We start from the raw sequence: 16,571 nt of genomic DNA on the forward strand, positions 1-16,571 counted from the left end.
GACGCCCCAGACGAGCGAAGACGAACCCCATCTTCGCCGCCGTCGAGGCCATGCGGAAATCCATCGCCAGGGTCATGGTCGCCCCGACCCCCACCGCCACGCCGTTGATCGCCGCGATCACCGGCTTCCTGCAGTCATGAATGGCCAGGGTGACCCGCCCGCCCTTGTCGCGAATGCCGTGAACCACCTCCGGATCGTCGAACCGCTCGCGCAGCATCGCCATGTCCGGCCGGGCATCCTCGTCGAGGGCGAAGACATTGCCTTCGCGCGTGAGATCCGCGCCGGCGCAGAAGGCCTTGCCGTTCCCTGTGACGATCACCGCTCCGACGTCGTCGTTGCGGCTGGCGTCCCGGAACGCCGCCTCCAGCTCGTCGCCCATGGCCACGTCGAAGGCGTTCAGCTGATCGGGCCGGTTCAGACGGATCCACAGGATGCGGTCGTCGAGGTCGAGCTGGAGCGTGGACATGCCGCTGTCTCTGAAAGAGATGGCGGACAGGGTGGGATTCGAACCCACGGTAGGCTTTCACCTACGGCGGTTTTCAAGACCGCTGCCTTAAACCACTCGGCCACCTGTCCGGCTGGAGAGGGGGCATAGCAGCGCATCTCCCGTTAACCAAAACGGAAATCGGTTCGGCGATGATTTCGCCATGTCGATGTCGCCCGTTCTCCTCCGCCGCGTCTCCCGGGCCTCGGTCGTCGTCGCTGTGACGGCGCTGCTGGCCGCCTGCGCCAGTGCGGGCGCGACGAACGGGCCGACGCGGCTGGCCGAGGGGCCGCGCCCGTCGCGGTCCGCGCCGAACGCCGCGCCCGTTGTGACCGATCCTGCGCCGATCGTGTCAGGCACGATGCGGCCTTATCAGATCCGGGGTGTCTGGTATCGGCCGGAGGAACAGCCGAACTACGATGTCGTCGGGCTGGCGTCCTGGTACGGCGACCAGTTCAATGGACGGCCTACGGCGACCGGCGAACGGTTCGACATGCACGCCCTGACCGCCGCGCATAAGACCCTGCCTCTGCCGGGTCTGGTCGAGGTGACCAACCTGGCCAACGGGCGTCGCGTGGTCCTGCGCGTCAACGATCGCGGGCCGTTCGTCGATAACCGGATCCTCGACCTGTCACGCGGCGCGGCCGAGGCGCTGGACATGCTCAATCGCGGCGTCGGGGAGGTGCGGGTCCGTTATCTCGGCCGGGCCCCGCGTCTCGGCGGTGGAACGGTGCTGCAGGTCGCCGAGGCCGCGCCGCCGCCTCCATCTCCCGTCGCCGCGCCGCCCGTCGATGCCGGGCAGAGATACTGGCTTGAGGTGGTCGCCTATCGCGATCAGCCGCAGGCCCAGGCGGTCGCGGGGAGAATCGGTTCGTCCGCCCGCGTCCAGGCGGCGAGCGACGACAGCATGTTCCGCGTCCTGATGGGCCCGTGGAACGACCCCAACGCCGCCGAACGCGCCCGCCAGTCGGTCGTGGCCGAAGGATTCGCCGACGCCCTGTTGATATCGGCGCGTTAGTCCGCCTGCGCCCTTGGCCCCGGCCGTCCGGGTCGCCATTGTGCGCCGGTGACCCGAGGACAATTCATAACGCTTGAGGGCGGGGAGGGGACCGGCAAGTCCACCCAGGCCGCCAGACTGGTCGCCCGCCTGAAGGCGCGCGGTATCGACGTCGTGCACACGCGCGAGCCCGGCGGTTCTCCCGGCGCCGAGGAGATTCGTCACATCGCCCTGAACGGCGACGCCGGCCGCTGGTCGGCCCTGACCGAGACCCTGCTGATGTTCGCGGCCCGCAGCGACCATCTGGAGAAGACGGTCCGGCCCGCGCTGGAGGCCGGGCGCTGGGTCATCTGCGATCGCTTCGCCGATTCCAGCCGCGCCTACCAGGGCGCCGGCGGCGGCGCGCCGGCCGCGTTCATCGAAACCCTGGACGCCGTCATCGTCGCCAACGACCAGCCGGACCTGACACTGATCTTCGACCTGCCGGTCGAGGTGGGTCTGGAGCGTGCGCTGGCGCGGGGCGCGGCGGAGACGCGGTTCGAGACCAAGGGGCTGGCGTTCCACCGCCGCCTGCGCGACGGCTTCCTGTCCGTGGCGGCTCAACATCCTGAGCGCTGTCGAATCATCGACGCCACCGGCGAACCGGATGCGGTATCCGAACGCGTCTGGCGCGCCATCGAGCCGATCCTGCCGTGAGCGAGCACCCGCGCGACCGTTTCGACCTGGTCCCGTCGCCGGAAGCCGAGACCGCCTTTCTCGACGCCCTGGATCGCGGACGGCTGCACCACGCCTGGATGGTTTGCGGCCCCGAGGGTCTGGGCAAGGCGACCTTCGCCTACAGGGCCGCGCGGCGGTTGCTGGGCGCCGCCCCCGACCCGGCGCGCGGACCGCTCGGTGCCCGGCCGTCCGATCCGGTCAGCCAGCTGATCACCGCCCAGTCCCATCCCGACCTGCTGGTGCTGGAACGGCTGGTGGATGGCGGCAAGACGAAGAAGTCGATCTCCGTCGATCAGGCCCGCGACCTGCCGGAGTTCTTTTCGAAAAGCCCGTCGCGGGCCGACTATCGCGTGGCGATCATCGATGCGGCGGACGATCTGAACCTGAATGCTGCCAATGCCTTGCTTAAGGTTCTGGAGGAACCGCCCGAGCGTGGCGTGCTGTTCCTGGTCACCCATGCGCCGGGCCGGTTGCTGGCCACGATCCGCTCGCGCTGCCGCCGCCTGACCTTCCAACCCTGGCCCGAGCCCGAGGTCGCCGGTCTGCTGGCGCGCCAGACCGAACTGGACCGTGACGAGGCCGTCCGCATCGCCGGTATGGCGCGGGGGTCTCCCGGCGCGGCCCTGTCTCTGGCGACGGCGGCCAACCTCGAACTGGACCGCTTGGCGCGCCGCTGGGTCGATGAGGGGCCGGTGGATCGCGCCGAAGCTCTGTCGCTCGCCGACGGCTTCCGCGGCGCGGAGGGTCAGGCGCGGTTCGAGGCCCTGCTGGACCGATTGGCCGCCGCCGTGAAGGCCCGGTCGCTGGCGCAGTCGGGGCAGGGGGCGGCTTGGGCGGATCTGTGGACCCGGCTGACCGAGGCGCCGGAGCGGGCGGCGGCGATCAACCTCGACAAGGGCGACCTGCTGGCCGGGGCCCTGGCCGATCTGGCGCGCGTCAAACGGATGGCGGGCTGATGCTGATCGACAGCCATGTGAACCTCCACGCCGTCCAGTTCGACGAGGACCGCGACGCCGTCATCGCCCGCGCCCGCGAGGCCGGCGTGCAGATGATGGTCGAGATCTCCGATAAGCTCTCGACCTTCGAGGCGACCCACGGCCTGGCCATGGCGCACCCCGACATCTGGTGCACCGTCGGCGCCCATCCGCACGAGGCGAAGGATCATACGGCGATGACGGCCGACGACCTGATCGCCCTGGCCCGGCGACCGCGCGTCGTCGGCATCGGCGAATGCGGCCTCGACTTCCACTACGACCTCAGCCCGCGCGAGGTTCAGGCCGATGTCTTCCGCGTCCACATCGAGGCGGCGCAAGCGACCGGCCTGCCGCTGATCGTCCATACGCGAGAGGCCGACGCCGAGATGGCCGCGATCCTGCGCGAGGGACAGGCCCGGGCGCCGTTCCGGTTCCTCATGCATTGCTACACCAGTGGCGCGGAACTGGCGGAACAGGCTGCAGAAATGGGCGCGTGGTTCTCGGTGTCAGGCATAGCGACCTTCAAGGCGGCCGAGGACGTGCGTCAGGTGGTCCGCGCCATGCCCGCCGACCGGATCATCGTCGAGACCGATTGTCCGTATCTGGCGCCCGTGCCGCATCGGGGCCGTCGCAACGAGCCGGCCTATATCGGCCATGTGCTGCAGGCCCTGGCGGACATCCGGGGCTGGTCGCGGGAGGAGGCGGAGGCGAAGACCACCGACGCCTTCTTCAGCCTGTTCGACAGGATCCCGAGGCCGTGACCGGCGAGCTGGAGATCACCATCCTCGGCAGCGGTTCGTCCGGCGGCGTGCCGCGTGGCGACGGTGACTGGGGCGTCTGCGATCCCTCGGAACCGAAGAACAGGCGCAGCCGCTGTTCGGCCCTGATCCGGCGGCGGGGTGCCGATGGCGATACGACTGTCCTGATTGATACGTCACCAGACCTTCGTGAGCAGATGTTGAGAGCCGGTGTGAAGTCCATCGATGCGGTCCTCTACACCCACGACCACGCCGACCAGACGCACGGGATCGACGACCTGCGGGTGTTCGCCATCCGTCGTCGCAAGAAGATTCCGGCTTGGATGGATGCCGCCACGCGCGACGCGCTCGTGCCGCGCTTCCCGTACATCTTCGAGAGCCATCAGGGTTATCCGGCCATCCTCGACCTCTGCGACATCCCGGACCACGGCGTGCATTGGTCGGTCGAGGGCGCCGGCGGCGCGGTGCCGGTCGTGACCTTCGATCAGGGTCACGGGCCGATCCGGTCGGTCGGCTACTGCATGGGGCCGATCGCATATTCGAGCGACATCGACGACCTGGACGGTGCGGCGTTCGAGGCCCTGGCCGGATGTCGTCTCTGGATCGTCGACGCGCTGCGCTGGACGAGCCATCCGACGCACAGTCATGTCGATCGGACGCTGGCCTGGATCGCGCGCAGCGGCGTCGAGCGCGCCGTACTGACGAACCTGCATATCGATCTGGATTACAACGCCTTGTCGGCGCTTCTTCCGGCCAATATCGAGGTCGGGTTCGACGGCTGGACCGCCAGTATCCCGCTCTGACCCACCCAAGATTTCGCATAATATATCTTAGGCGCAAACAGGAAACGCCCTCATGGCCGGTCTCAAGGACAAACGCGGCTTCATCGACAAGGACCGTCTCGACCTCTCCGAGCGTCAGGCCGTCGAATACTGGATGAAGCGCTGGGGCGTCACCCGCGACCAGATCACCGCCGCCCACCGCAAGGCCGGCCGCATGGTCAAGGACATCGCGGCCGAGTTGGGCAAGAAGCGCTGAGGCTCAGCCGATTGTCTGCGCCAGAATCTGCTCCGGCGTCTCCACGACGGTGAAGACCGACGCCACCGCGTTGTTGTCGATATTGATCTCGGTCAGCACCGGCCGGTCGCCCTTGGCCGGTTTCACGATCAACTCGCGAACATGAGTCAGATTGACCCAATGAACCCGGCCGTTGGTCTCGGTGACCTTCGCGAACGGTGCGACCATCACAGGTGGATCGTCCGCCCGTAGGCGTCCAGCGCCGCCTCGTGCATGGCCTCGGACATCGTCGGGTGCGGATAGACGATGCCGTGGATGTCTTCCTCGGTCGCTTCCATGGTGATGGCGGTGACATAGCCCTGGATCATCTCGGTGACCTCATGGCCGATCATGTGGGCGCCGATCAGGGCGCCGGTCTTCACATCGAAGATCACCTTCACGAACCCGTCGACCTCACCGGCCGCCACGGCCTTGCCGTTCACCCGGAACGGGAAGCGGCCGATCTTGACATCGCGTTTGGCCTCGCGCGCGCCCTGCTCCGTGACACCGACCGAGGCGACCTGCGGCTGGGCGTAGGTGCAGCCGGCGATCGGCGAGACGACGTTCGGGGTCTTGTAGCCGGCGATGTATTCGGCCGCGTGGATGCCTTCGTGCGAGGCCTTGTGCGCCAGCCAGGGCGCGCCGGCGCAGTCGCCGATGGCGTACAGCCCCTTCACGTTCGTGGCGCAGTGGCCGTCGATGGTGATGTGGCCGCGGTCCATGTTGACGCCCAAGGCCTCCAGACCGATGCCGTCGGTGTTGGCGGTGATGCCGACCGCCGAGATGCAGACCTCGGCCTCCAGCGTCTCGGCCTTGCCGCCGGCCTCGATCGCGATCTGGACGCCCTTCCCGGCCCTGGACACCTTCGTGACCTTGCAGCCCGTCCGGAATTTGATCCCACGCTTCTCGAACGACTTCTGGGCGGCCTTGGAGACCTCTTCGTCCTCGACCGGCATGATGCGATCGACCGCTTCCACCACGGTAACTTCAGCGCCTAGCGCCCTGTAGAAGCTGCCGAATTCGATGCCGATTGCGCCCGAGCCGATGACCACGATCGAGGCCGGCATGGTCTTGGGCGCCAGGGCCTCGCGATAGGCCCAGATCCTGTCGCCATCGGCTTTCAGCCCGATCTGCGGGATGGCCCTGGCGCGGGCCCCGACCGCCAGCATGACCGCCTTGGCCTCGACCGTGCGCGATCCGCCGGCCTTCAGGGCGATCACGACCTTCGGAGCCGCCGCGCCCTTCTCCAGCTTCGCCGACCCCTCGATGACCTCGATCTTGTTCTTCTTCATCAGGAAGGTGATGCCCTTGCTCATCGTCGCCGCGACGCCGCGCGAGCGCTGGATGATGGCGTCGAAGTCGAACGTCGCGCCCGAGGCGCTGAGGCCATACTCCTTCAGGTGGGACAGGCTCTCGAACTTCTCGCCGGACTTGAGCAGCGCCTTGGTCGGGATACAGCCCCAGTTCAAGCAGATGCCGCCCAGGTTCTCGCGCTCGACGATGGCGACCTTCTGGCCCAGCTGGCTGGCTCGGATCGCGGCCACATAGCCCCCGGGACCCGAACCAATGACGATGAGATCGAAGTCAGCCATGCCTAGATTACCTTGTCGATTTCGGGCGCGATGGCCGCGGGTTCGACCTGGGGCGCGAAGCGGGCGACCACCCTGCCCTCCCGGTCCGTCAGGAACTTGGTGAAGTTCCACTTGATGTCGCGGCTCCCGAGGAAGCCCCTCTTCTGGCTGGTCAGCCAGTCGTAGATGGGATGCCGGTTCGGTCCGTTGACCTCGACCTTGTCGAACAGCGGGAAGTCGACGTCATAGGTCGTGCTGCAGAAGGACGCGATCTCGGCCGCCTTGCCCGGCTCCTGGCCGCCGAACTGGTTGCAGGGAAAGCCCAGCACTTCAAACTTCTGGTCCGCGTATTGACGGTGCAGAGCCTCCAGCCCGGCGTACTGGCCGGTGAAACCGCATTTCGAGGCCGTGTTGACGATCAGCAGAGCCTTGCCGCGAAAGCGGTCCAGCGAGACCTCGGTCCCGTCGATGCCGGTGGCGGTGAAATCGTAGATCGAGGGCATCGGCCTAGGCCAGCATGGTGACGGGGTCTTCGATCAGGGGTTTGAACGCCTGCAGGAAGCGGGCGCCGGTCGCGCCGTCGACCACGCGGTGATCGCAGGTGACGGTGACCGTCATGACCGTCGCGACGGTCAGCTGGCCGTTTTTGACGACCGGACGCTGCTCGCCCGCGCCCACGCTCATGATCGCGCCCTGGGGCTCGTTGATGATCGAGGAGAACTGCCTGATGCCGAACATGCCCAAGTTGGACACCGAGAAGGTGCCGCCCTGGAATTCCTCCGGCTTCAGCTTGCGCTCGCGAGCGCGCTTGGCCAGATCCTTCGACTCTACAGCGATCTGCGACAGGGTCTTGGTTTCGGCCTTGAAGATGATCGGGGTGATCAGGCCGCCGTCGATCGCCACCGCCATCGCCACGTCGGCGTTGTGATGCAGGGCGATTCCTTCCGGCGAGTAGCTGGCGTTGGCTTCCGGCACGGCCTTCAGAGCCATGGCGGCGGCCTTGATGACGAAGTCGTTGACCGAAACCTTCACGCCCGACTTTTCGAGCAGGCCGTTGACCTTGGCGCGCGCGGCGAGAAGGGCGTCGATCTCGACGTCGATGGTCAGGGGGAAGTGCGGCACATTCTGGATCGAGCCGACCATGCGGCGCGCGATGGCCTTGCGCATGCCGTCCAGCGGAACGAGGTCGTAGCTGCCGTCCGGAATGCCCATGTCGGCGAGCGACTGAACCTTGCGGGCCTCGATGCCCGAGGCGGCGGCTGCGGGCGCGGCGGCCGGGCGGGCGCCGCCCTTGCCGGCGGCCTCCACGTCCGACTTCACGATACGGCCGTGCGGACCCGAGCCCTTGAGGGTCGACAGGTCGAGGCCGGCGTCCTTCGCCAGACGACGGGCAAGCGGCGAGGCGAAAACGCGCTCGCCGGATTTCGACGCCGCCGGAGCGGGCGCGGACTTGGCCGGGGCCGGCGCGCTCGCGGCCGGAGCCGCTGCGGCTTCCGCTTTCGGAGCCTCGGCCCTGGCCGGTTCGGCGGCCTTCGGCGCGGGAGCGGTCGAACCGCCCTCCTCCGCCAGACGCGCGATCGGGGTGTTGACCTTCACGCCCTCGGAGCCCTCGGCCACCAGGATGTCGGTGATCGTCCCCTCATCGACGGCCTCGACCTCCATGGTCGCCTTGTCGGTCTCGATCTCGGCGATCACGTCGCCGGCCTTGACGACATCGCCGGCCTTGACGTGCCATTTGGCCAGAACGCCCTCTTCCATGGTGGGCGACAGGGCGGGCATCAGGATGTCGGTCATCAGGCGTTGCCCCCCTTCAAGGTGGCGGGTTCGGCGACGGTGGCGACATTGTCGGCCTTGATCACGTCGCTGAGCCCCTGGAGAATTCGGTTATAGGCGGTCTTCTCATCGTGGCCGTGACGCACAGCATATCCATACGCCATGTGCCTCGCGGCGATCGCCAGAAGCTCGCCGAACTTTGCCGGGTCGTCGAAGGCAGGCATGACCGACATGACGGGCTCGTTCTTCGACCACCAGATGCGGATCAGTTCGATGGCCTCCGCGTCGGCCGCCACGCTGTCCGGCACCGTCAGCTCGAACTCGGACGGCTCGGTGCTCACGCCATCACCGCTTTCACGGCTGCGACGATCTTGTCGACGCCGGGCAGCGACAGGACTTCCAGGTTGGCGGCATAGGGGAGCGGCACGTCTTCCTGGTGCACACGCAGCGGCGGAGCGTCCAGATAGTCGAAGGCGTGTTCTATGACCCGGGCCACGACCTCGGCGCCGACGCCCATCGGACCCCAGCCCTCTTCGGCCGAGACCAGACGGCTGGTCTTCTTGACGCTGGCGACGATGGTCTCGTGATCCAGCGGACGCAGGGTGCGCAGGTCGACGACCTCGCACGAGATGCCCTCGGCCTCGAGCTGTTCGGCGGCCTGCAGGGCGAAACCGACCATGCGGGCATGGGCCGTAATGGTCACGTCCGTGCCTTCTCGGCGGACCTTGGCCTTGCCGATCGGGACCAGATAGTCCTCGACGTCCGGCACGTCGAACTCGATGCCGTACATCATCTCGTGTTCGAGGAAGACCACGGGGTTCGGGTCGCGGATCGCGGACTTGAGCAGGCCCTTGGCGTCGGCCGCGTCATAGGGGGCGACGACCTTCAGTCCGGGCACCTGGGCGTACCAGGCGGAATAGTCCTGGCTGTGCTGGGCGCCGACGCGGCTGGCCGCGCCGTTCGGACCGCGGAACACGATGGGCGCCCGGATCTGGCCGCCCGACATGTAGAGGGTCTTGGCGGCCGAGTTGATGATGTGGTCGATCGCCTGCATGGCGAAGTTGAAGGTCATGAACTCAACGATGGGGCGCAGGCCCGACATCGCCGCGCCGACGCCCAGACCGGCGAAGCCATGCTCAGTGATGGGGGTGTCGACCACGCGGCGGTCGCCGAACTCCTGCAGCAGCTCGCGGCTGACCTTGTAGGCGCCCTGGTACTGGGCGACCTCCTCGCCGATCAGGAAGACGTTCTCGTCGCGGCGCATCTCCTCGGCCATCGCGTCGCGCAAGGCGTCGCGCACGGTCGTCTTGACCAGTTTGGCGTCGGCCGGGATTTCCGGATCGCGCAGTTCGACCTTCGGGGTCGAGGACTGTGCCGGCGCCTTTTCGGGATCACCGGTCTTGCCCTCTGCGGCGGCCTTGGGCGTTTCGGCCTCGGCCTTGTCGGCTTCCGGGGCAGCCTTGGGGGCCGGGGCGGCCGCGCCGGCTTCACCGGCCATCCGCGCGATCGGCGTGTTGACCTTCACACCCTCGGCGCCCTCGGCCACCAGAATCTCGGCGATCTCGCCCTCGTCGACGGCCTCGACCTCCATCGTGGCCTTGTCGGTCTCGATCTCGGCGATCACGTCGCCCGCCTTGACCGTGTCGCCCGCTTTCACGTGCCACTTGGTCAGATTGCCCTCTTCCATCGTGGGCGACAGCGCCGGCATCAGAATGTCGGTCACGCTGCGGTCTCCACATAGACGTCGGTATAAAGCTCGGACGGATCGGGCTCGGGGCTTTCCTGGGCGAACTGGACCGCCTCGGCGACGATCTGTTTGACCTCGGCGTCGATGGCTTTCAGCTCGTCCTCGGTGGCCTTGGCCTGTTCGAGCAGCATCTTGACGTGGTCGATCGGGTCGCGGGTCTTCTTGACCTCGTCGACCTCGTCCTTTGACCGGTATTTGGCCGGATCCGACATCGAGTGACCACGATAGCGATAGGTCTTCACTTCGAGGATGAAGGGGCCGCCGCCTTCGCGGGCGCGCTTGACTGCGCGTTCGACCGCGTCCTTGACCGCCAGCACGTCCATGCCGTCCACCTGCTCGCCCGGGATGCCGAAGCTGGCGCCGCGCATGTACAGCTCGGTCGTCGAGGACGAGCGCTCGATGCTCGTGCCCATGGCGTACTGGTTGTTCTCGATGATGTAGATGGCCGGCAGCTTCCACAGCTGGGCCATGTTGAAGCTCTCGTAGACCTGACCCTGGTTCGAGGCGCCGTCGCCGAAGTAGATGAAGGCGACCGAGTCATCGCCGCGGTACTTGCCGGCGAAGGCCAGGCCGGTGCCGAGCGCCACCTGGGCGCCGACAATTCCGTGGCCGCCATAGAATCCGGTCGGCACGTCGAACATGTGCATCGACCCGCCCTTGCCCTTGGATGACCCGCCCGAGCGACCGGTCAGCTCGGCCATGACCTCTTTCGGGTCCATGCCGGCGGCCAGCATGTGGCCGTGATCGCGGTAGCCGGTGATGATCTTGTCGTGGCCCTGTTTGACGCTCTCCTGAACGCCCACGGCCACGGCCTCCTGGCCGATGTAGAGGTGGCAGAAGCCGCCGATCAGACCCATTCCGTACAGCTGGCCCGCCCGCTCCTCGAAGCGGCGGATCAGGACCATCTCGCGATAGTACCTGAGCAGATCCTCCTTCGACGCCGTCGGCGCATTTGGAATCTTGGCGGACCCTTTGGAATCCGTGGTCTTCTGGGCGGCTCTCGCCATCCGGCATCTCCCGGTGGAGCCCATGGCGAAACGCGCCGTTCGGGCCTCTTGTCGTTACGGAAAGCGGCTGTAGCAGCCTTCGTTCCCCAAAGGCAAAGCACGCAGCCTTGGCTGTAACAAGAGTTCAGGAGAGGTTTGCGCCCGGGGCGGTCGGCGCGGTGGCGACGGTGCGGATCACATAGTCGCGCGGATCGCTGAAACCGAGCACGGCGCGGGCCCGCTCTTCCAGCAGATCGCGCGACAGGCTGCCGGTCCGCAGGTAACGGACGCGAACCTCCAGGTCCGCGCGCTGTTCGGTCAGGGTGGTGAGTTGGGCCTCGCGCTGGGCCAGCCGCGCATCGCGCGCCGTTCCGCTGAGCAGCCCGCGTTCCCCCGTCAGCGCCTGGACCCCCAGATACACGACGAGCAAAAAGAGGAATGCGGACAACGAGTAGGGCTTCATCCGTTCGGGCATCACGAACGCTCCTTCTGAGCGTGGTCACAGTTGATCGTTTGTGACCGGAAATGCCTAACAAACCCTAGCTTTGCCGTAGAAACGCGTCGTTTTGAGCGAAGAGGCGGACGCCGATGACGCCCGCCCTTTCCTGTCGCCTATTTCAGCAGCATTCCGTCGCCGTAGTAGGACGCCTGGTCGCCCAGCATCTCCTCGATGCGGAGCAGCTGGTTGTACTTGGCCGTGCGATCCGAACGGGCCAGCGAGCCGGTTTTGATCTGTCCGCAGTTGGTGGCGACGGCCAGGTCGGCGATGGTCGAGTCCTCGGTCTCGCCCGAACGGTGGCTCATGACGGCCGTGTAGCCGGCGCGGTGGGCCATATCGACCGCATCCAGCGTCTCCGAAAGCGTGCCGATCTGGTTGACCTTGATCAGGATGGAGTTGGCCAAGCCCTCGCCGATGCCGGCCGCCAGACGCGCCGGATTGGTGACGAACAGGTCGTCGCCGACGATCTGGACCCGTTCGCCGAGCGCGTCGGTCAGCAGCTTCCAGCCCTCGAAATCGTCCTCGGCGCAGCCGTCCTCGATCGAGACGATGGGGAAGCGCTCGCACAGGTCGGCGAGGTAGGCGACCATCCCCTCCCCGCCCAGGATCTTGCCTTCGCCGGCCATGTTGTAGGCGCCGTCCTTGAAGAACTCGGTCGCGGCGACGTCGAGCGCCAGGTGGAAGTCTTCGCCGGCCAGATACCCGGCCGCCTGGCCGGCCTTGGTGATGAAACTCAGGGCCTCTTCGGCCGAGGCCAGGTTCGGGGCGAAGCCGCCCTCGTCGCCGACGTTGGTGTTGTGGCCCGCGTCCTTCAGTTGCTTCTTCAGGGCGTGGAAGATCTCCGAGCCCATGCGCAGACCTTCAGAGAAGCTCTCGGCGCCGGTCGGCAGGATCATGAACTCCTGGATGTCGATCGGATTGTCGGCGTGGGCGCCGCCGTTGATGATGTTCATCATCGGGGTCGGCAGGACGCGGGCCGAGATGCCGCCGACATAGCGGAACAGCGGCAGGCCGACCGAGATGGCGCTGGCCTTGGCGACAGCGAGGGACACGCCGAGGATGGCGTTGGCGCCCAGACGGCCCTTGTTCTCGGTGCCGTCGAGGGTGATCAGGGCCTCGTCGATGCGGCGCTGGTCCTCGGCGTCCATGCCCGACAGGGCGTCGAAGATTTCGCCGTTGACGGCGTCGACCGCGTTCTGGACGCCCTTGCCGCCCCAGCGGTCCTTGTCGCCGTCGCGCAGTTCGACCGCCTCATGGGCGCCGGTTGACGCGCCCGAGGGCACGGCCGCGCGGCCGAACGAGCCGTCATCCAGGACCACATCCACCTCGACCGTGGGGTTGCCCCGGCTGTCGAGAATCTGGCGGGCGACGATGTCGGCGATGTCGGTCATGGGGAGGCCTTCGAGGAGCGAGGGAGTGCAGGCGTCGGGGTTTAGCCCGACGCCTGCGAATCGCCAACCTCGGCTCAGCCGGAGGTTACGAGCAGCCCTCGACCAGCTGGATCGAGGGACCGCCGACGTGGATGATGGACACCTTTCCCTCGCCGTCGATCTCGTAGCGGACGCCACGCGCGGCGGCGTCCTGGACATATTCGCCGGCGGTGGCGGGGCCGCCCGTGGTCCAGATGAAGATGTCCTCGGCAGGCGGCGCCGAATACTTGTGCGGCTGGGACACGGCCAGCGGACCATAGGCCGCCTTGATGGCGGCGGCGGTGTCACCGACGCCGAAGCCGCGATCGGTCTTCAAGGTCGAGGGCGAGGCCACGGAGATGCGGGTCAGGATGCCGTTCTCCAGCATCACCGTAACGCCTTCCGGCGAACGGGCCGGACGCCATTGGTCGCAGACGTCGGGCTCGGCGCCCCCGACCAGACTCGGATTGAACTTGTCGCCCACGGCGGCGATCACCTCGGCCTTGCTCATGCCGATGCGCAGCGGACCGTATCCGCCAGCCGTCAGGGCGTTGGCGTCGGGCGCTGGGGTGGCGGGCACAGTCGGTGCGGGAGTTTCCGGGGCCGTGGCGGGCTCGGAGGCGGGCTGACCGCAGGCGGCGAGCAGCAGGGCGGAGACGGCGACGGCGGACAGGGTGCGGATCATGCGATCACTCCTCGATGTGGAGCGGCATAAACGCATGAAAACGGCGCGCGGTTGACCCGCGCGCCGCAAACTTCACGGTTTCGTCGTCAGGCCACGGCCCGACTGGCGAAAACTAGTCTTCCTTCGGCGTCAGAACCTGACGGCCACGATAGGTGCCGGTCTTCAGGTCGATGTGGTGCGAGCGACGCAGTTCGCCCGTGTCCTTGTCTTCCGTGTAGGGGTTGGTCCCCAGGGCGTCGTGGGCGCGGCGCATGTTGCGACGCGAGGGCGATACTTTGCGCTTAGGAACGGCCATGTCCGTCTCGATCTCGTATACGGCGCCGGTTCCCGGGAGGGCCTGACGCAAAAAACAGAAGCGGCGGCCCCTCGAGAGAGCCGCCAGCGAGCGCGGGCTTATGCCCCAAGCCGGACGGAAGTTCAACCCCGCTGAAGCAAGCCTTGCCGTCCCCGACCCGACCGCGTCAAATGCCGTCATGACCGAGCCCGACGCCCCTCGCCCGCCCCGCAGCAAGACCCTCAAGCTGTGGCTGATCATCGGATCGGTCGTGGCGGTTCTGGCGATCATCCCGGCGGCGATGATGGGGATGATGTCGGTGATGGCGACCGACGCCGGCGTGAACACCATGATCTATGTCTTCATCTACACGATGCTGACCTTCCCGGTCGCCATCGTGCTGGGGCCGGTGCTGGCCTGGGTCGCCTATGCGCTCCGTCGCGAGCGGGCGGCGTGGATCCTGCTGTTCTCGCCCTTCGCCTGGGTGCTGGCCCTGATCGTGATCTTCAGCCTCGGCCTCGGCCAGCCTCGTCCGGTCTGAGGCTCAGGCGAACAGGTCGCGCGCCAGAACCGTGAACGCCAGATCGTCCCGGCGCGGCAGACCGAATCGCGGATCAGCCGCCGGGAACGGCCGGGTCTCGCCTGTCCCGGCGTAGCCGCAGCGGACATACCAGTCGATCAGCTCGCGGCGCTGGACGATGACGGTCATCTCCATGCGACGGGCCCCGAATCGGTCGGCAGCCTCCGCCTCGGCGGCGGCGATCAGCCTGCGGCCCAGACCCTCGCCCTGACGCGACGGATCGACCGACAGCATGCCGAGATAGGCCAGGCCGTCGCCCTTGTAGTTGACCGAGACGCAGCCCGCCAGCGCCTCGCCCCGTTCCGCCAGCAGGATGACGTAGGTCGGGTCGTCGAGCATCGCCCGAAGCGCCTCGACGTCCGTCCGCTGCCCGTCCAGCAAATCCGCCTCGTGGGTCCAGCCGCGCCGGGCGCTGTCGCCGCGATAGGCGGCGTGGACGAAGGCCTGCAACCGGTCGACATCGTCGAACGTCGCCGGGCGGAAGGTCAGGTCAGGCATCCAGCATATCCGCGACCGCCTCGCCGATGGCCAGCGAACTGGTCAGGCCCGGGCTCTCGATGCCGAACAGGGCGACCAGCCCCTCGATGCCATGATCGTCCCAGCCCCGCAGCTGGAAGTCCGGCTGATGCTCGCCCGCCCCATGCAGCTTGGGCCTGATCCCCGCATAGTCGGGCGTCAGGGCGCCGTCGGGCAGGCCTGGCCAGAAGCGGCGGATATAGGTGGCGAACCCCTCGGCCCTTGCCGGATCGACCGAATAGTCCTCGGTCTCGACGTATTCGAGATCGGGCCCGAACACCGCCTGGCCGCCCAGGTCCTTGCGATAGTGGGTGCCCAGAGCCCCCGCGATGGGCGGCGGATAAATCAGCCGGTCGAACGGCGCCTTGCCCGTCAGGCGGAAATAGACGCCCTTGCCGAAATGCCCTTTGGGGATGTGGTCCGCCGGAAAGCCCTCGATCCGCCCCGCCACGTCCTGCGACGACAGACCGGGGGCGGTGACCAGAAGGCGACAGGTAAGGGTCGCCCCGCCCTCCCCGCCCGCCGTGATCGTGAACCCGCCGCCCGGCAGCGGTTCGGCCCGTTCGAACGGCGTCGAGACCACGACCGATCCGCCGCCGTCCTTGATCTCGCCTTCGAGGGCCAGCATGTAGTCGTGGCTGGCGAACAGGCCGCTCTCGGGCGACAGGATGGCGGCGTGGGCGTTCAGCTCGGGCTCCATCGCCCGCGCCTGTTGCCCGCTGAGATGCTCCAGCCCCTCGACGCCATTGATCGTCGCTTGCTGGAAGATCGTCTCGATCAGCCCGACTTCATCCTCCTGCGTCGCTACGACCAGCTTCCCGCACTTGCGGTAATCGATCTTGCGCGTCTCCAGATAGGCGTACAGCGCCCGCCGCCCCTCGACGCAGAACGTCGCCTTCAGCGACCCGGTCGGATAATAGAGCCCGCCGTGGATGACCTCCGAGTTTCGCGAGGACACTCCCTGACCGATGTGCGGCTCTTTCTCGAGGACCAGCACGTTCAGCCCCCGTTTCGACAGCGCGCGTCCACAGGCCAGACCCACGGCCCCGGCGCCCACGACGACCGCATCGAAGTCGAAATCCGTCATTGCGGCGTCCCGTAGCGACGCGCCGCCTCGGCCTCGAAGCTTTCGATCAGCTTGCCGACGGCCAAGTCGAAATTGGCGTTCAGCATGGCGTTCAGGATCGGGCTCCTGAAGGCGAAGTCGATCATGAACTCCAGCCGCGTACCCTCTGAAGTCTCATGAAAATCCCAACGATTCTTCAGGTGCCGGAACGGTCCTCGCAACAGGCCGACCTCGACCCGCGGCAGGTTGCGGTCATGCCGGACCCAGGTCGAGAACCGCTCCTTCAGAAACGAGAACCCCACCGCCGCCTCGGCGTCCAGAACGGACACGCCCGCCGCCTCCTCGCGCCGGTTCCAGACCCGCATCGACGACACCCATTTCACGAAGCGCGGATAGGTCTCCACGTCCGCCACCAGATCGGCGAGCTGGGCGGGCGTATAGGGCAGAGTTCGGGTGACGCGGTGGACGGCCAATCCGCG

At 67.3% G+C, this 16,571-nt stretch carries 21 protein-coding genes, 1 tRNA gene and 1 pseudogene; 7 read left to right on the forward strand and 16 right to left on the reverse strand.

What is annotated here, in order from left to right; genetic code table 11:
* Positions 1-7: 7 nt before the first annotated feature.
* Positions 8-466, reverse strand: a pseudogene (locus tag ACQY68_RS09530) (enoyl-CoA hydratase-related protein); the annotation flags it as partial.
* Between the two features lie 20 nt (positions 467-486).
* Positions 487-576, reverse strand: a tRNA-Ser gene (locus ACQY68_RS09535).
* Between the two features lie 71 nt (positions 577-647).
* On the opposite strand from ACQY68_RS09535, the gene ACQY68_RS09540 reads away from it, so the two are divergent.
* The 6 genes from ACQY68_RS09540 to ACQY68_RS09565 are packed head-to-tail and all read left to right on the forward strand — an operon-like array spanning position 648 to position 4,968.
* Complete coding sequence (locus ACQY68_RS09540; RefSeq protein WP_428149139.1) at positions 648-1,502, forward strand: septal ring lytic transglycosylase RlpA family protein; 855 nt, start codon at positions 648-650, stop codon at positions 1,500-1,502.
* Between the two features lie 48 nt (positions 1,503-1,550).
* A complete protein-coding gene (tmk, locus tag ACQY68_RS09545; protein ID WP_428149140.1) occupies positions 1,551-2,177 on the forward strand; it encodes a dTMP kinase in 627 nt (208 codons plus the stop codon).
* Entirely contained in the window at positions 2,174-3,154 is a 981-nt protein-coding gene (locus ACQY68_RS09550; protein ID WP_428149141.1) for a DNA polymerase III subunit delta', read from the forward strand. Before tmk ends, ACQY68_RS09550 begins: the two co-directional genes overlap by 4 nt.
* On the forward strand, positions 3,154-3,933 hold the full coding sequence (locus ACQY68_RS09555; RefSeq protein WP_428149142.1) for a TatD family hydrolase: 780 nt from the start codon (positions 3,154-3,156) through the stop codon (positions 3,931-3,933). Before ACQY68_RS09550 ends, ACQY68_RS09555 begins: the two co-directional genes overlap by 1 nt.
* On the forward strand, positions 3,930-4,733 hold the full coding sequence (locus tag ACQY68_RS09560; protein WP_428149143.1) for an MBL fold metallo-hydrolase: 804 nt from the start codon (positions 3,930-3,932) through the stop codon (positions 4,731-4,733). The genes ACQY68_RS09555 and ACQY68_RS09560 overlap by 4 nt, the downstream gene beginning before the upstream one ends.
* A gap of 52 nt (positions 4,734-4,785) precedes the next feature.
* A complete protein-coding gene (locus ACQY68_RS09565) occupies positions 4,786-4,968 on the forward strand; it encodes a DUF3606 domain-containing protein (RefSeq protein ID WP_013269402.1) in 183 nt (60 codons plus the stop codon).
* Between the two features lie 3 nt (positions 4,969-4,971).
* Here ACQY68_RS09565 and ACQY68_RS09570 read toward each other — a convergent pair whose 3' ends face one another.
* From ACQY68_RS09570 to rpmF, 11 genes are all read right to left on the reverse strand, one after another.
* On the reverse strand, positions 4,972-5,175 hold the full coding sequence (locus tag ACQY68_RS09570; RefSeq protein ID WP_428149145.1) for a hypothetical protein: 204 nt from the start codon (positions 5,173-5,175) through the stop codon (positions 4,972-4,974).
* A complete protein-coding gene (gene lpdA / locus ACQY68_RS09575; protein ID WP_428149146.1) occupies positions 5,175-6,578 on the reverse strand; it encodes a dihydrolipoyl dehydrogenase in 1,404 nt (467 codons plus the stop codon). The genes ACQY68_RS09570 and lpdA overlap by 1 nt, the downstream gene beginning before the upstream one ends.
* Positions 6,579-6,580: 2 nt before the next feature.
* Positions 6,581-7,060 (reverse strand): glutathione peroxidase, encoded by a 480-nt coding sequence (locus ACQY68_RS09580; RefSeq protein WP_428149147.1) that lies wholly within the window; start codon positions 7,058-7,060, stop codon positions 6,581-6,583.
* A gap of 4 nt (positions 7,061-7,064) precedes the next feature.
* Positions 7,065-8,354: a pyruvate dehydrogenase complex dihydrolipoamide acetyltransferase gene (locus ACQY68_RS09585; protein WP_428152630.1), complete on the reverse strand. Its 1,290-nt coding sequence runs from the start codon at positions 8,352-8,354 to the stop codon at positions 7,065-7,067.
* A complete protein-coding gene (locus tag ACQY68_RS09590; RefSeq protein ID WP_428149149.1) occupies positions 8,351-8,671 on the reverse strand; it encodes a DUF5076 domain-containing protein in 321 nt (106 codons plus the stop codon). The genes ACQY68_RS09585 and ACQY68_RS09590 overlap by 4 nt, the downstream gene beginning before the upstream one ends.
* Positions 8,668-10,053: a pyruvate dehydrogenase complex E1 component subunit beta gene (locus ACQY68_RS09595; protein ID WP_428149150.1), complete on the reverse strand. Its 1,386-nt coding sequence runs from the start codon at positions 10,051-10,053 to the stop codon at positions 8,668-8,670. Before ACQY68_RS09595 ends, ACQY68_RS09590 begins: the two co-directional genes overlap by 4 nt.
* Positions 10,050-11,084 (reverse strand): pyruvate dehydrogenase (acetyl-transferring) E1 component subunit alpha, encoded by a 1,035-nt coding sequence (pdhA, locus tag ACQY68_RS09600; protein WP_428149151.1) that lies wholly within the window; start codon positions 11,082-11,084, stop codon positions 10,050-10,052. The genes ACQY68_RS09595 and pdhA overlap by 4 nt, the downstream gene beginning before the upstream one ends.
* Positions 11,085-11,208: 124 nt before the next feature.
* Complete coding sequence (locus ACQY68_RS09605) at positions 11,209-11,538, reverse strand: FtsB family cell division protein (protein ID WP_428149152.1); 330 nt, start codon at positions 11,536-11,538, stop codon at positions 11,209-11,211.
* A 137-nt stretch (positions 11,539-11,675) separates the two neighbouring features.
* Positions 11,676-12,953: a phosphopyruvate hydratase gene (eno, locus tag ACQY68_RS09610; protein ID WP_428149153.1), complete on the reverse strand. Its 1,278-nt coding sequence runs from the start codon at positions 12,951-12,953 to the stop codon at positions 11,676-11,678.
* An 85-nt stretch (positions 12,954-13,038) separates the two neighbouring features.
* The gene (locus tag ACQY68_RS09615; protein ID WP_428149155.1) at positions 13,039-13,656 is read right to left on the reverse strand and encodes a hypothetical protein; all 618 of its coding nucleotides are present in this window, start codon (positions 13,654-13,656) and stop codon (positions 13,039-13,041) included.
* Between the two features lie 112 nt (positions 13,657-13,768).
* Positions 13,769-13,951: a 50S ribosomal protein L32 gene (rpmF, locus tag ACQY68_RS09620; RefSeq protein WP_029416334.1), complete on the reverse strand. Its 183-nt coding sequence runs from the start codon at positions 13,949-13,951 to the stop codon at positions 13,769-13,771.
* A gap of 178 nt (positions 13,952-14,129) precedes the next feature.
* Here rpmF and ACQY68_RS09625 point away from each other — a divergent pair, with 178 nt between their 5' ends.
* Positions 14,130-14,471 (forward strand): hypothetical protein, encoded by a 342-nt coding sequence (locus tag ACQY68_RS09625; protein WP_428149156.1) that lies wholly within the window; start codon positions 14,130-14,132, stop codon positions 14,469-14,471.
* Positions 14,472-14,474: 3 nt separating this feature from the next.
* Here ACQY68_RS09625 and ACQY68_RS09630 read toward each other — a convergent pair whose 3' ends face one another.
* From ACQY68_RS09630 to ACQY68_RS09640, 3 genes are read right to left on the reverse strand one after another with little or no spacing between them, the layout of a single operon-like run.
* Positions 14,475-15,008 carry a GNAT family N-acetyltransferase gene (locus ACQY68_RS09630; RefSeq protein ID WP_428149157.1) on the reverse strand — a complete coding sequence of 178 codons (534 nt, stop codon included), beginning with the start codon at positions 15,006-15,008 and terminating at the stop codon, positions 14,475-14,477.
* Positions 15,001-16,113 (reverse strand): NAD(P)/FAD-dependent oxidoreductase, encoded by a 1,113-nt coding sequence (locus tag ACQY68_RS09635; protein WP_428149158.1) that lies wholly within the window; start codon positions 16,111-16,113, stop codon positions 15,001-15,003. Before ACQY68_RS09635 ends, ACQY68_RS09630 begins: the two co-directional genes overlap by 8 nt.
* Positions 16,110-16,565, reverse strand: a complete 456-nt coding sequence (locus ACQY68_RS09640) for a type II toxin-antitoxin system RatA family toxin (protein ID WP_428149159.1) — start codon at positions 16,563-16,565, stop codon at positions 16,110-16,112. The genes ACQY68_RS09635 and ACQY68_RS09640 overlap by 4 nt, the downstream gene beginning before the upstream one ends.
* Positions 16,566-16,571 lie beyond the last annotated feature (6 nt).

This window comes from Brevundimonas sp. (assembly GCF_965278935.1).
In the GTDB taxonomy this organism is placed as follows: domain Bacteria; phylum Pseudomonadota; class Alphaproteobacteria; order Caulobacterales; family Caulobacteraceae; genus Brevundimonas.